This is a genomic window from candidate division WOR-3 bacterium (genome assembly GCA_013177935.1).
Lineage (GTDB): Bacteria > Hydrothermota > Tepidihabitantia > Tepidihabitantales > Tepidihabitantaceae > Tepidihabitans.
Genome location: JABLXZ010000001.1, coordinates 662,237 through 676,373 on the forward strand (window position 1 = coordinate 662,237; position 14,137 = coordinate 676,373).

The 14,137-nt window shown below is 52.0% G+C and carries 16 protein-coding genes; all 16 read left to right on the top strand.

What is annotated here, in order from left to right; all coding sequences use genetic code 11:
• Positions 1–14 precede the first annotated feature (14 nt).
• A complete protein-coding gene (rbfA, locus tag HPY86_03045) occupies positions 15–419 on the top strand; it encodes a 30S ribosome-binding factor RbfA (GenBank protein ID NPV13891.1) in 405 nt (134 codons plus the stop codon).
• Positions 416–1,357 (top strand): tRNA pseudouridine(55) synthase TruB, encoded by a 942-nt coding sequence (truB, locus tag HPY86_03050; GenBank protein NPV13892.1) that lies wholly within the window; start codon positions 416–418, stop codon positions 1,355–1,357. Before rbfA ends, truB begins: the two co-directional genes overlap by 4 nt.
• Positions 1,347–2,276: a riboflavin biosynthesis protein RibF gene (gene ribF, locus HPY86_03055; GenBank protein NPV13893.1), complete on the top strand. Its 930-nt coding sequence runs from the start codon at positions 1,347–1,349 to the stop codon at positions 2,274–2,276. Before truB ends, ribF begins: the two co-directional genes overlap by 11 nt.
• A 53-nt stretch (positions 2,277–2,329) precedes the next feature.
• Positions 2,330–3,724, top strand: a complete 1,395-nt coding sequence (locus HPY86_03060) for a PQQ-like beta-propeller repeat protein (protein NPV13894.1) — start codon at positions 2,330–2,332, stop codon at positions 3,722–3,724.
• Between the two features lie 7 nt (positions 3,725–3,731).
• Complete coding sequence (locus HPY86_03065) at positions 3,732–4,487, top strand: hypothetical protein (GenBank protein NPV13895.1); 756 nt, start codon at positions 3,732–3,734, stop codon at positions 4,485–4,487.
• Positions 4,488–4,493: 6 nt separating this feature from the next.
• Positions 4,494–5,756, top strand: a complete 1,263-nt coding sequence (locus HPY86_03070; protein ID NPV13896.1) for a TolC family protein — start codon at positions 4,494–4,496, stop codon at positions 5,754–5,756.
• Between the two features lie 18 nt (positions 5,757–5,774).
• A complete protein-coding gene (locus HPY86_03075) occupies positions 5,775–6,887 on the top strand; it encodes an efflux RND transporter periplasmic adaptor subunit (GenBank protein ID NPV13897.1) in 1,113 nt (370 codons plus the stop codon).
• Positions 6,888–6,893: 6 nt separating this feature from the next.
• A complete protein-coding gene (locus tag HPY86_03080) occupies positions 6,894–7,559 on the top strand; it encodes an ABC transporter ATP-binding protein (protein ID NPV13898.1) in 666 nt (221 codons plus the stop codon).
• A 3-nt stretch (positions 7,560–7,562) separates the two neighbouring features.
• Entirely contained in the window at positions 7,563–8,801 is a 1,239-nt protein-coding gene (locus HPY86_03085; GenBank protein ID NPV13899.1) for an FtsX-like permease family protein, read from the top strand.
• 683 nt (positions 8,802–9,484) lie between these two features.
• Positions 9,485–9,718: a 30S ribosomal protein S18 gene (locus HPY86_03090; protein NPV13900.1), complete on the top strand. Its 234-nt coding sequence runs from the start codon at positions 9,485–9,487 to the stop codon at positions 9,716–9,718.
• An 8-nt stretch (positions 9,719–9,726) separates the two neighbouring features.
• The gene (locus tag HPY86_03095) at positions 9,727–10,176 is read left to right on the top strand and encodes a 50S ribosomal protein L9 (protein ID NPV13901.1); all 450 of its coding nucleotides are present in this window, start codon (positions 9,727–9,729) and stop codon (positions 10,174–10,176) included.
• A gap of 41 nt (positions 10,177–10,217) precedes the next feature.
• The gene (locus tag HPY86_03100) at positions 10,218–10,700 is read left to right on the top strand and encodes a bifunctional nuclease family protein (protein ID NPV13902.1); all 483 of its coding nucleotides are present in this window, start codon (positions 10,218–10,220) and stop codon (positions 10,698–10,700) included.
• A 6-nt stretch (positions 10,701–10,706) separates the two neighbouring features.
• Positions 10,707–11,915 (top strand): tyrosine--tRNA ligase, encoded by a 1,209-nt coding sequence (locus tag HPY86_03105; GenBank protein NPV13903.1) that lies wholly within the window; start codon positions 10,707–10,709, stop codon positions 11,913–11,915.
• Between the two features lie 44 nt (positions 11,916–11,959).
• Complete coding sequence (locus tag HPY86_03110; GenBank protein ID NPV13904.1) at positions 11,960–12,271, top strand: DUF3467 domain-containing protein; 312 nt, start codon at positions 11,960–11,962, stop codon at positions 12,269–12,271.
• 13 nt (positions 12,272–12,284) lie between these two features.
• Positions 12,285–13,514: a CCA tRNA nucleotidyltransferase gene (locus HPY86_03115; protein NPV13905.1), complete on the top strand. Its 1,230-nt coding sequence runs from the start codon at positions 12,285–12,287 to the stop codon at positions 13,512–13,514.
• On the top strand, positions 13,514–14,134 hold the full coding sequence (locus HPY86_03120; protein NPV13906.1) for a site-2 protease family protein: 621 nt from the start codon (positions 13,514–13,516) through the stop codon (positions 14,132–14,134). Before HPY86_03115 ends, HPY86_03120 begins: the two co-directional genes overlap by 1 nt.
• The last annotated feature ends 3 nt before the right edge of the window (positions 14,135–14,137 follow it).

Genomic DNA, 14,137 nt, shown 5'->3' on the forward strand with positions numbered 1-14,137 from the left:
GTTTAAAATAGCGTATGCAACATCGGGATTTAAGGGTCGCGGACGCAATTCGGGACATCGTCGCCGACATCGTGTTAACAAAACTCTCGGACCCGGCGATTGGCTTTGTTACAATCACCCGTTGCTCTCTTTCCCGGGACCTCCGTAACGCCACCGTCTATTTTTCGGTAATGGGTGATGAAAGCCAGCGCCAGCGCTCCCGCACTCGTCTTGAACACGCCCGAAGGTTTATCCGGCGCCTTCTTGGTCAACGACTTAAGATGAAGTTTTTACCCGAGCTTCACTTCGAACTGGACGAAATTCTCATCGAAGAGCAACGCATCGGCGAAATCCTTGACCAGCTTAACCCTGAGGAGGAAGAAAGAAAATCTCCAGACAATAATGCCAACGAAGACAATACCCCATCTGATGAAAAGTGACGGCAAATATACGGATGCGCGGGCTTTTGAACATCAACAAACCGACTGGAATTTCTTCTTATGATGTAATCCGGCGTCTTAAACCTTTGCTCAAACCGAAAAGAATTGGTCATGCCGGCACCCTGGACCCAATTGGAACCGGCGTATTGCTAATTCTGATAAATGAGGCGACTAAAATCAGCCGTTTTTTGCTCAATCAGCCCAAGGAGTACGAAGCCGAAATTCGGTTCGGGATTCAAACCGATACCGACGACATCACGGGCAAACCCATTGCTACCGCCCCGGTACCACAGATTAGCGCTGAAGAAGCGGAAAGAATCATCGTGAACCGATTCACCGGTGAATTTGAACAGACCCCACCCCGGTTTTCCGCATTGAAAAATGCGGGTACGCCGCTCTATAAACTGGCACGAGAGGGGGTGGAATTTACCCCGCATCCCCGGCTGGTTACAGTCTATGAACTGGAACTGCTCAACTGGCAACCACCCTGCGCCATTATCCGTTGCCTTGTCTCCAGCGGCACTTACATTCGCAGTCTGGCGCGGGACATCGGTTTCGCCCTCAACTCCTGTGCCACCCTGACCGGTCTGACCCGAAAGAAAGTCGGCAATTTCACCATCGAGACCGCGGTCTCGCTTGAAAATCTCGCTGCGCCCGATGCCGACTGGAAAAATTTTCTTATTCCAATTGAACAGGCGCTAACTCAACTCCCCCGGATTACCATAACACCAGAACAGGCGCGGATGCTCCTTCAGGGGAAAATCATCACCCTTCCAGTTTTAAACATAACTTTTCCTGAAACCCCAAAACAGAAACTATCTTTATCCAGCGACTTACCCGATATCACGCTCGCCCTTTCTCCTGACAACAACTTCCTTTCGCTGGTCAAAATATCCGACAACCGAATCAAACCCGTAAAGGTCATTTATGCCGATTGAAAAGAGCCCGCTGGTATTAACCATCGGCAGCTTTGACGGGTTGCATCTCGGCCATCAGGCAATTATCCACCGGGTTCAGGAAATCGCCCGGGAAATTCACGGCATTCCCGGAATGGCAACCTTTCACCCTTTGCCCGCCCAAATTCTCCATCCTGATTTCCCCTACCTTCTGACGACAATTGACGAAAAGATTCCGCTCCTGACCGAACTGGGCATCCAGTTCACCTATCTCATTGAATTTAACCAGCAACTACGCTCAACCGAACCCGAACAGTTTATCAAAAGTTACATCATCCAGCCCCTACAACCAGTGGTTTTAGTTCTCGGAGTGGACCACCGCTTTGGTAAAGATGGCAGGGGCGACATCAACCTCCTCGCATCTCTCTTAAAACCTCATGGTATCCAGTTAGAAACGGTTCCGGAATTTCATCACCTTGGCGCACCGGTAAAAAGCACCCGGATTCGGGAACACCTCGTTTTAGGCCATGTCCGTCTTGCCGCAGAACTTTTGGGTCGACCTTACGCCTTCACCGGCAAGGTTACCAGCGGTTCTGGCACCGGCCGACGGCTTGGTTTTCCAACTATCAACCTGCTCCCGCTCCATCAGGAAAAGCTGTTACCAGCCGAAGGGGTCTATGCGGCTATCGCTGAAACCACTCTGGGTAACTTTGGCGGTGTTCTTAACATCGGCTTTCGCCCGACATTTGGTGGAAACAACCGGACGATAGAAATCCATCTCCTTGATTACCCGCCAAATGCCCCGGAGGTGACAAAGGTTACCGTCCATTTTCTGGAACGCATCCGACCCGAAATCCGATTTGATAGTCCTGAGGCACTCAAGGCGCAAATCAAGCAGGATGTTGCCATCGCCCGCCCGCTCATCGAAAATTCAATTTACCGGGCACATTTCCTCGGTTAACTGACCACAAACAGTTGACAATAACCCATTAACATTTATTATTTACCATTATGATGCCTTTCCTATTAATACTTTCGTTGCTTGAACCGGCACAGATTGTGCCGCCGGACTCATTCGTTTATCCTTTGCGTGTTGACACAATAAACGAACTGGAACTCACCATTTTCCCAGAAGCCCGTAACCCCTTACCGCTCTTTTACAAAATTGACTGGGGCGATGGCGAAACCCTTGACTGGACCGGACCGCTGCGTTCGTTGATTGATATTACCCGTTACCATCGCTATCATTCGACCGGTAAATTCGCCATCCGGGTAATGGCAAAAGACTCCATCGGCAACCAATCAACCTGGAGCCAGCCATGTTCAGTTCAGGTTGTCCCGTCCCTGCTCAAATGGTTTGCGCCGACATCTGGTCCGGTTGTTGCCGCCCCGGCAATTGACGAAATGGGCAATATATACATCGGCGATGAAACCGGTACCTTCTACTCCTTTTCTCCTAACGGTGAATTGCGCTGGACCTTTACCGCCCGAGGCCCGATTTACTCCGCAGCAACAATTCACGCCGGCAAAATCTATATTCCCGCACTCGACTCCCAGCTTTATTGCCTTGATACTGCCGGCAACCTTCGCTGGTCAATAAACCTCGAAAACGAACTGTGGACCCCGGCAACAGTCAACACCGACGGCTCAATTTACATCGTCAACGACAGTGGCACCTTATTTGCCTTGACCCCTCAGGGCAAAATCCGCTGGCGCGTCAATGTCGGAGAAGAAGCCACATCATCCCCAACGATTGCCAGTAATGGACTAATCTACATCGCCACCGACTCGGTATACTGCTTTACGAACCGAGGCAAAAGACGCTGGGCTTTTGGCGCTGCAGAGGAAAGCTATTTCTTTCCGGCACCGGTTCCGGATGAACAAAGTAACATTCGTATCGGCTGTTCCGATGGCTTCATTTACGCCCTGAGGCCCGAGGGCAAGCTACGCTGGCGGATTCCGGTTCCGGATGAGGATGAAATCCGAACCGAAGTTGTTTATGGACCTGATGGTACGATGTACTGGGGCACTGATGGTTACTACCTTTGCGCCAAATCCGACACGGGCCGGACAAAGATTATTTACGAAATGAATGATGTGGTTTGTTCCACGCCCGCAGTAAGTGACAACGGTACGGTTTACATTTTGCCCGATGACGGCACCTTCTACGCCTTCACCGCCTCAGGCCGACTCCTCTTCAAACAGGATATCGCCTGGGAAGACAAGGACCTGTATTACACATCATCACCCACCATCGGGCCTGATGGTACAGTGTATATCGGTTCCTGGGATGGTGGTCTCTACGCCTTTTATGGCGATGCGCCACCCGCCCGTTCCATCTGGCCCCAGTTTCGCCAGAATGCTCAGCACACCGGCACCCAGAGCAAAACCGCCGGGAAAAGGAGGTAATGTCCCGATGTGGCAAATCATCTCCGCTCCGACCCGCCGCTTTCAGGAGTTAAGTAACAAACCGACCTGGACTGCTCCGCTCATCCTTGCCCTGATTTTGCCGCTCTTCATCGCCACCATTGGCAGTTCGTTCCTGCCACGCGCCCGACTCGCAGCCAGCATTGAATCCCGCATCGCCAAGACCAAAGATTTTCTGGATACCCAGGTGGAAAAAGGCAAAATGCCCTCGGACCAGTATGAGGCAGCGCTCAAGCGTATTGAAGAAATGTCCCGTTCCGAAATCGAGTTCTACCAGAACGCCTCCTGGTTGAAACTGTTTTTCCGCTTTTTTGTCCGCAGCCTACCCGCGGTGGTCTGGTCAGGGTTACAAATCGTCATCTGGAGTGCAATCCTCAATCTACTCTTGCCGCTACTCGGCGCCTCATCCAGCTTTGGCCGCACCTTCGCCATCACCACCAACTCCGCGCTCGTCCGCATCCCTGCCTCTCTGTTTCACATCATCATAATCCTTGCCACCGGCAACCTGACCGCTGCCACCAGCCTTGCCCCGCTCGCCGCTAATGCTCCGGTTTATCTCCGGGGAGTCCTCGCCTGCATTGACATCTTCACCATCTGGGAACTGATTCTTGTCAGCCTCGGGCTTAAAGTCATCTTCAACCTTAAAATGAGAAACACCGTTCTGGTCGTATTTCTAATCTGGTTCTGCTATGTCCTCATCATCGCCGGCTTGGTATCGCTCTCCGGTGGTCTGGCGCTGGGATAAATAGTAATGAATTTTATTGCCCTTCTCCTTTTTTTCATCGCCTCATCGTCTGATGACACCCTTTACCTCAGCCTCAATCAGGCGCTCCAAACCGCATTAAAACAAAGCGCGCAGGCAACTGAAGCCAGTGCTGACCGGTTGCAGAGCTGGTTGAGTTTAGGCCAGGGGCTGAACGGCATCCTGCCCGCACCTCAGGTAAACATCACCCGGACCAAAGAAATGTCCGGGCAAGCACTGTGGACCAGTACTCTGACCATCAATCAGGTGTTGTTCGACCCGACGGTATTCGCCGGCTTCATTAATGGCATCATCAACGCCCGTTACTATTCCCTTGACGCCCGGGAAAAAATTGCCGCACTTATCTTTCAAACCACCACCGACTATCTAAACCTTTTAAAGGCTCAACTGCTACTTGATGCCGCCCAAAAAGCACTGAAACAAGCTGCCGAAAACCTCGCCTATACTACCGAACGCCACAACCTTGGTCAGGCATCCCGCATCGACCTCCTGCGCAGTGAGGTATTCTACTCCCGGGCGCAACTCAACCTGTTAAGCGCCCAGAAAAATGTCGCTCTGGCTCAGGAAAAATTACGCGCCACCGCCGGCATCAACCGTCCCCGTCCAATCCGGGCAACCGAAGAACTTAATTCGCCCGCCGATTTTCCCATCACCGACCCCGACAGTCTGCTTTTTGCGATTGAGCGCGTTAATCTCGGTGTCCGGATGAGCCAGAATCTCAATACCGCTGCCCGACTAAACCTCGGTGCCGCCTTTGCCCGCGTCCTGCCTTCAATATCACTCTACCGCTCCTGGGCTACTATTGACACTACCCTGCCCCAAAACTATCGCACTTGGCAGGATAACGCAAACCGTACCGATGGCATCCGCTTTTCCTTCTCGCTCGCTGACATTAAAACCCTGCTCCTTAACATCGGTGACGCCGTTGCCGGTTCACGTCGCGCCCGTGCCGCGCTGGCACGAGCCCGTTTCCAGTTGCGGGCGGCAGCGCAATCCGCGCTCCTTGACCTTGAAGAGGCGAAACTCCGTTACGCCGAGGCAAAACGCAACTTAGAACTCAACCAAGAGCTTTACAACCTTGCCCGCTCGCAATACGAACTCGGTAGCTTTTCCTTAAACGACCTGTTGGAAGTTGAAGTCAACCTCGCGCAAGCCGAGGCTTCCTACCTCGCCGCGCTCTGTGACACCTACATCCAGACCGCCCAGATTGGCTATCTTCTGGGCAAAACCGATATCTTTACTGGAAAGTAATAAGTTGAAGGAGGTGTTGTGAAAAAACCGCTCCGCATCATTTTGGTCGTCCTGGGCGTAATTGTTTTGCTCGTCCTTTTCATCGTCCTGAACCGTTCCCAGCGTTCACCTGGCGTGCTCTGTGAGACTGAAACCGCCGACTACGGTTCAATCCTCTCTAAGGTTACCGCCACCGGTACGCTCCGCGCCCGAACCCAGGTTAACCTACAGGCGCAACTGATGGGTGTGGTTAAAAAACTGCGCATCCAGGAAGGCGACTTTGTCCGGGCTGGTGACACCCTGCTTGAACTTGACCGGCAGACCTATGAAGCACAACTAATCCTGGCACGTGCCCAGTTTACCCAGATAAAACTGAAACACGCCCGAATCGAAAGCCTCTACAGCCGCGGGCTCATCGCGCCCGAGCAGTATGAGGCGTCTAAAGCCGCCTACGAAGCAGCCGAAGCCCAGTTTTTACAGGCACAAGACCAGTTTGACAAAACGGTTATCTGCGCCCCGATCTCGGGCATCGTCTCCCAGTTAAACATCAAAGAAGGTGAAACGGTTGTCATCGGCACGATGAACAGCCCCGGTACCGTACTGATGGTACTTGCCGACCTGTCCGCAATGGAAGCCCTGGTTGAGGTAGACGAAACCGATATTGTCAATGTCGCACCGGGCCAGTTCGCCCAGATTACGGTTGACGCCCTGCCCGACACAACCTTCACCGGTAAAGTCACCCGGGTCGGCTATATGCCGGTACAAAAACTCCTCAGCGCAACCGAAACCGGCACGAATTTTGAGGTTACCATTACCATTGACAGCACCGTGGTATCATCCTTGCGTCCGGGAATGACCTGCCACGCCGAAATCATCACCGCCCGGCTCGACTCGGTGCTCACGGTACCGATTCAGGCGGTAGGCCGGCGCAAAGTGGCGGGTAAAGAGACCGAAACCGTGTTTTTAGTAAAAGATGGCAAGGCGGTTCTCACCCCGGTCAAAACCGGCAAGGCAAGCGATACCGACATCGAAATCGTCGCCGGTATCAATCCCGGTGACGAAGTTATCACCGGTCCCTACAAGGTCCTGACCAAACTCACCGATGGGCAACGGGTCAACGCCCGTCCGGTGCAAACCGATACCCTTGACTGAGGCGTGTTGATCAAAATCGAACAGGTAACCAAAATCTACTCACTGGGTAAAAGTGCGGTGCGTGCCCTTGACGGCATTTCGCTGGCAATTGAAAAGGGCGAATATGTTGCCCTCATGGGACCATCTGGCTCGGGTAAATCGACTTTGATGCACATTTTGGGCTGCCTCGACACACCGACCTCCGGCAAGTACCTCTTCAACGGTGCCGACACATCCCAGCTCAGCGACAACGAACTCGCCCGCCTCCGTAACAAAGAGTTCGGTTTTGTATTTCAGAACTTCAACCTGTTGCCCCGGCTCTCCGCCCTTGCCAATGTTGAACTGCCGATGCTCTACGCCGGTGTTGGGCGTAAAGAACGGCTGCGCCGTGCCACCGAACTGCTCACGATGGTGGGCCTTGGTGACCGGCTTAACCATCGCTCCAACGAACTATCCGGCGGTGAAATGCAACGGGTCGCAATCGCCCGTGCCCTTGCCAACTCTCCCGCCGTTATCCTTGCCGACGAACCCACAGGCAACCTCGACTCCCGAACCGGCAGCGAAATTATGCACCTGTTTGACACCCTGGCACAGGAAGGCAATACCGTCATCCTCGTCACCCACGACAAAACGGTCGCCGACCACGCCCGGCGTACAATAAAACTCAAAGACGGCAAAATCGTTGAGGAGTAATAAATGCCCGTCTGGGAAATTGCCAAACTTGCTCTGACCACCTTCCGCACCAATCGCCTGCGTTCCTTTTTAACCACCCTGGGCATTATCATCGGCGTGATGACCGTCATCGCCATCGTCTCGTTAATTCAGGGTATGAACTACGAAGTGGAACGCCAGATCAGTTCCCTAGGCTCCAATGTCATCTACCTGCAAAAGATAAACTGGGGAATGGGCCGCATCGACTGGGACGAAATCAACCGCCGGCCCGACCTAACCGTTGACGATGCCAACGCCATCGCCCGGCTTCCGATAATTGAACGGGTGGCACCGCTGCGCAGCCGGATGGTCAGTCGCCTGAACTACCGCAACCGCAAGGTAACCAGTATTGAAATGGCGGGTATCACTCCGATTTATGCGACCATTGCCAACTACACGATTGAAACCGGCCGCTTTATCAATTCCGACGACAGTATGCGCAAACGGCCCGTGTGTGTTATCGGTGGTTACATCGTTGACAACCTCTTCCCGGACGAAGACCCACTGGGCAAAAGACTCAACATTGAAGGTAAGAGTTTTACCATCGTCGGCACCTTGGTCCGCAAAGGCTCATTTTTAGGTCAAACCCAGGACAATGTACTTTTCATCCCCCTGACCACCTTTGAAAAAAGCTTCAAACCCCAGGGCGGATTTGGTGCCCTCGCCCACGACCTCGCCATCGTCATCGAACCAAAGAAAAATGTCCCGGTCGAACAGGCAATTGACCGCATCCGCGAACTGATGCGCCGGCGCCACGCTCTTGGCTATGACAAACCGGACGACTTCGGCATCAACACTCAGGAAACGCTACGCGAAATTTACAAAAACATCACCCGCGTTGCCTTCATTGTGATGATTGCCGTTGCCGCGATTTCGCTGCTCGTGGGTGGTATCGGAATTATGAACATAATGCTCGTTGCCGTTGCCGAGCGTACCCGGGAAATTGGCTTGCGTAAAGCCCTGGGAGCCACCACGCGCGACATCCTCTATCAATTTCTCCTTGAATCGGTCTTCCTCGCCCTTGCCGGAGGTGCCGTCGGTATCCTCCTTGGTATCGGCATCGCCAAGATTGTTGAACTCACCGCGCACCTCCGTGCTGCCGCACCGTTCTGGACCATACTTCTCGGCTTTGGTTTCTCGGCACTGGTTGGCATCTTCTTCGGCATCTACCCGGCATCAAGGGCAGCACGACTTGACCCCATCCAGGCGCTCCGTTACGAATAAATTAGATTAACCGTCCATTAAATTTCCCACCTATCACTGTAACCGGTCACGCACATCCGGTATAAGAAATCGATAGAAAACAAATATCCCTTTTCAGGACCAGCGCAATATCGGCTGGCTCCTGCTCAGCAAAAAACGATTTGACCACTCCATAACACAGGGAAACTTAGAAAATTAGCAACGATAAAGCCATTGCTTCTATTTCGTCCACCGTTGCGAACCCAGCAAACGTCAGCACCCTATTGATAATTACACCAGGCGCGCCCTTCACCACCATACTGGATACCACCTCCGGAACGACCCAGGGGACGGTATTAACCACTGCTTCGAACGCTCAACTCACTATTTTTCAAAATGTTATAGAATTCGTTAACTTTTCTCTCCTATGGGGTCTAAACTCTTTAGCCCGGGGATAAAAATATGTAACTGCTGTTTTGTTCAACCCTTTTCTAAACGATTCAATCTCAAACTTTGCTACCTTCTGGACAAAATTATTAGACTCCCAACACAAGAGCATAGTCATCTCATTCAACCCGGCAAAAATGGTAGTTGGCTCCCACCCTGTTCTTTTAAAAACCTCTTTGTCCAACCTGATTAATTAGATATACTGTTTGACCAGAAATTAACCAAATTCGTGCCCGGGTCAAAAACTTGACTCACAGCAAAATTCGTTTATCCTTCTAATAATGAGTACAAAACGTTTTACCGTTAGAACAAGAGCCTGCCCTTACTGCGCTGAGGGCGTAACTCATATCGATTACAAGGACCCACGACTTAAGGACTTCCTGACGGACCGAGGAAAAATCGTTTCTTCGCGCGTCTCCGGCTTGTGCGCCCGTCACCAGCGCCGACTGGCAAAAGCGATTAAACGGGCACGCAATATGGGTCTATTACCCTTCATCACAGTCCATATTTAAGACTAACTATGAAGGTCATTCTCCTCACCGACATCGAACGATTGGGCAAACAGGGCGAAGTGGTTGATGTACGCGATGGCTTTGCCCGCAACTATCTCTTGCCCCGAAAACTGGCAATTGTTGCCGATGAAGCGAATATGCGCCAGCTCGAAAATATCCGTCAGCAGATTGCAACCCGTACTGAGCGTTTGACCAAACGGCTGATGACGGTAAGTGAACAACTGGGACTGGTGACATTAAAAGCAAAAATTCGGATGGGTGCGGAAGGTGCATTCGGCGCCATCACCAATGCCGATATCGCCGACCTTTTGGAAAAAGCGGGCCATAAAATCGATAAGCATGCTATTGTGCTGGAAGAGCCAATAAAAGCGCCCGGCATCTATGACATCCCTATAAAATTAGGACACGAAATAACCGCCACCGTAAAACTCTGGGTCGCCGAAGAAGCGGTGGGTTAAGACCCCATCTTTGATGCCTTTGCAGCCCGCAGGTTCATCTTGTGATTGAAGTTCAGGTTGAAGCGGTTTTGATTGACAATGCAACCAATTCACCGGTTATGCTCTTGCGTGAGGTTAAAGGCAACCGGGTTTTACCGGTTTTTATTGGCGCGGCTGAGGCGTCAACGATCGCCTACGCCCTTGAAGGCATTCAGTATGTACGGCCCCTCACGGTCGATTTGATGCGCAATTTGATTGTCGGAATGAACGGTAAGGTAAGTCGGGTACTCATCACCAAACTGGAAAACGAAACCTTCTATGCGGAACTGGTAATCGAAACGGGCGACCGGTTGATTACAATTGATGCCCGCCCTTCCGACTCGGTTGGACTGGCACTACGCACCGGCGCGCCAATCTATGTTGAAGACACAGTAATGGACAGTGCCGGGCAGTTCCTCTCGCCCGAAGACGAAGATAAACTGCGGGAACTGCGCACCAAATTACGGGGCATCGACCCCGAAGACCTGGGCAACTACCAATTTTAACCCCTTATGATTCCCTCGGTAATTGAACAACTCAAAAGAGGTGTTGACCGCCTGGAAACCGAAGCCGAACTACTTGAACGGCTGGAGCAATCTCGCGCCACCGGTAAACCATTGCGCATCAAACTGGGTATTGATGCCTCGGGTCCGGATATTCATCTCGGCTTTGCCGTGGTGTTGAGGAAGTTAAGGCAATTTCAGGATTTGGGGCATATCGCGGTCTTGATCATCGGCGACTTCACCGGTAAAATCGGCGACCCGACCGGACGTTCGAAAACCCGACCGCAACTTACCGATGAACAGATTAAAGAAAATATGGCACGATACCGGGACCAGGTGTTTAAAATCCTTGACCCGACGCGCTGTGAATTTCGTTACAACTCAGAATGGCTCGACCCGCTTAATGCCACCGATATTGTCAATATCGCCGCCCGTTACACCGTTGCCCGGTTGATTGAGCGCGAGGATTTTAAAAACCGGCTCCAGCAGGGGGTACCGCTATTTGTCCACGAACTACTTTATCCCCTTTTTCAGGGCTACGACTCGGTAATGGTTCAGGCTGATGTTGAACTGGGCGGTGCTGACCAGTACTGGAACCTTTTGGTCGGCCGGGAACTTCAGGCGCGCTTTGGTCAAAAACCCCAGGTCATTATGACAATGCCTTTGCTCGTGGGTACCGATGGCAAGATGAAGATGTCAAAATCGTACGGCAACTATGTCGGCATCACCGAACCACCGCAGGAGATGTTCGGCAAGTTGATGTCCATCCCTGACGAGTTGATTTTAGACTACTTCCGCCTGACCACGACAAAAACCGAACCCGAACTCAATCAGATTGCCCAGCGCTTAAAAGCGGGCGAAAACCCGCGCCACATTAAAGCCGAACTGGCAAAAGAGGTTGTTGCCCTCTACCACTCTCCTGCCGAAGCGGTAAAGGCAGCGGAAGAGTTCGACCGGGTATTTCGGGAAAAACAGGCGCCCGAAGATATCCCTGAATTCCTTATGCCGCCCGAAGGAGTTAACATCGTCGAACTGATTTCTGCCACCGGCATTTTGCCCTCAAAAAGTGAGGCACGACGCAAATTGCAGGAAGGTGCGGTATATCTCGATGGTCAGCGGCTCTCCGACCCGAACTACCTCGTGCGCGTTGCCGACAAACCTGTTATTCTCAAAGTTGGAAAACGCCGGTTTCTCCGCCTTGTTCCCCGCAGACCTTGACTATTTCTCCGGATAGTTTACAATCATAGGAAAGGAGTATCAAGATGAACAATGAAGAAAAACAACCACCCCAGGGACCACCGGTCCAGGTGGAAATTGGTGAAAAAGAGTCCGAGGGGATTTATTCTAACTTTGTTCTTATTGCCCATTCCGGTTCTGAATTCATAATTGACTTTGCTCGCATCCTTCCCGGCTTACCAAAAGCCAAGGTGTTTGCCCGAATTGTAATGACACCGCAGCATGCCGCTCTGCTCCACGAAGCGTTAGCCGAAAACATTAAAAAGTACGAAGCCCGCTTCGGCAAAATAAAACTCCACGGTCAAAAGGAAGATACAGCAAAATCTCTTGGCTTCTAATGGACCGTCCCCGGTGCCCAACTTCCGACCCGGTCTGCCCCAAACAGTAATCCAGATAAGCCAACTTGTCTGGCGCCAGCACGGCAAAGCCTACCTGGTTGGTGGGCCGGTTCGTGACCTGCTTCTCAACCATCCCTGCCCGGACTGGGATATTGCCGTTGACTTCGGATTAAAGGAAAACCGGGCTGCAGTCGAAAGAAAAATGTCCGAACTTCTGGGCGCCGTCGCCCGGCTTCTAAAAGGCAAATTTGTGTTTCATCGCCCTTTCCTCACCGGAACTGTAACCCTGCCGGACCGTACGAAAATCGATATCTGCCACACCCGGCGCGAATCGTACCGCAAACCAGCAACTTTGCCCCGGGTTGAACCGGCCTCAATTGAAGATGACCTTGCCCGTCGCGACTTCACAATCAACGCCCTCGCGCTCGAATTAACCCCTGACGGTGAGAAACTTATCGACCCTTTCTCGGGCCAGGAAGACTTAAACCGCCGGCTCATACGCATCCTCCATCCGCTAAGTTTTGTCGACGACCCGACCAGAATTTTTCGTGCCCTCAGATTTGCCATTCGCCTTGACTACAACATTGAATCCGGCACCCTTTACCTTCTCCGGGCAGCGGTAAGGGAACGCTATCCCGCACTTCTAACACCGGAACGAATCCTCTACGAGGTGCGTTGTATCCTCGCCGAATCTGCTGCCCTGAAGATGCTGGAAGCGCTCCTGAAAGAAAATGTCCTTCAATCTTGCTGGACTAACTGGCGGTTAGACCGCTCACCCCTTCCCGGATTAAAAAAACTCTCCCAGCGCGGCGCCACCTCACAGGAACTTTTCTGCTACCTCCTCAGTTTTCTGCCGGTAAACGAGAAATTCCCCATCACCAGCGAAGAACGTGATACCGCCCGGTTCCTGCGCCATCTCAATCCCTTACGGCATCGTCTGTTGCGCGCCAAAAAGGCAAGCACAATTTATCACATCCTTAAACCCGTACCGGAAACCGTGTTACTTATTATGACGAAACTTGAGCGCCCGGCAATTCAGAATAAATGCAACTTGTTCTTACATCAACTTCGGTTTGTCAAACCCGAAATTACGGCCGCTAACCTGATTGCTCTTGGTATCCCACCCGGTCCTAAAATAGGCGAATTGATGAAACGTTTGCTCACCGCCCGGCTGGACAAAAAGGTCCGGAACCGGGAAGAAGAACTCCGGCTGCTCAAACGCTGGACAAACAAAGGGCGCTGATGGACTGGGGCGAACTTATTCTTTCGGCACCAGCGATTCTCTTCGGATTAACGATTCACGAATTCAGTCACGGCTATGCCGCATTTATCCTCGGTGACCCGACCGCCAAACAGTCAGGTCGACTCACACTCAACCCGCTAAAACATCTTGACCCCCTTGGCACAATTCTACTCTTCCTGCCCTGGACCCGCTTTGGCTGGGCAAAACCGGTTCCCATAAACCCTAACAACTTCAAGAATCCGCTCCGCGACTTCGCAATCTCTGCTCTTGCCGGACCAATATCCAACTTTCTGGTCGCCATCTTCGCCGGAATCGTTGCCCGGATTTTAACTGCGGTCGGCGTAAATGGGTTCGCATGGAAACTATCAGGTTACTTTGTAATCATCAACCTGATTCTGTGCTTTTTCAATCTGATTCCGATACCGCCGCTTGACGGTTCAAGATTAATTTATTATCTTTTACCACCCGAGCTTGCCGCCCGTTACGGCAGGCTGGAACAGTCTAATTTGTTAAGTTTGATTGTGATATTTGTGTTTGGGTTACCGCTTTTCCGTATGGTTGTTTTCCCGATGGTAATGGCGACTGCCCGGCTTCTTCTGGGCGCTGGCATCGGATTCTAAACT

Bases quoted from the DNA above. Each gene is read 5' to 3' on its own strand.
- rbfA (NPV13891.1), top strand. From the start codon at position 15: ATGCAACATCGGGATTTAAGGGTCGCGGACGCAATTCGGGACATCGTC.
- ribF (NPV13893.1), top strand. From the start codon at position 1,347: ATGCCGATTGAAAAGAGCCCGCTGGTATTAACCATCGGCAGCTTTGAC.
- HPY86_03060 (NPV13894.1), top strand. From the start codon at position 2,330: ATGCCTTTCCTATTAATACTTTCGTTGCTTGAACCGGCACAGATTGTG.
- HPY86_03065 (NPV13895.1), top strand. From the start codon at position 3,732: ATGTGGCAAATCATCTCCGCTCCGACCCGCCGCTTTCAGGAGTTAAGT.
- HPY86_03070 (NPV13896.1), top strand. From the start codon at position 4,494: ATGAATTTTATTGCCCTTCTCCTTTTTTTCATCGCCTCATCGTCTGAT.
- HPY86_03085 (NPV13899.1), top strand. From the start codon at position 7,563: ATGCCCGTCTGGGAAATTGCCAAACTTGCTCTGACCACCTTCCGCACC.
- HPY86_03095 (NPV13901.1), top strand. From the start codon at position 9,727: ATGAAGGTCATTCTCCTCACCGACATCGAACGATTGGGCAAACAGGGC.
- HPY86_03105 (NPV13903.1), top strand. From the start codon at position 10,707: ATGATTCCCTCGGTAATTGAACAACTCAAAAGAGGTGTTGACCGCCTG.
- HPY86_03110 (NPV13904.1), top strand. From the start codon at position 11,960: ATGAACAATGAAGAAAAACAACCACCCCAGGGACCACCGGTCCAGGTG.
- HPY86_03120 (NPV13906.1), top strand. From the start codon at position 13,514: ATGGACTGGGGCGAACTTATTCTTTCGGCACCAGCGATTCTCTTCGGA.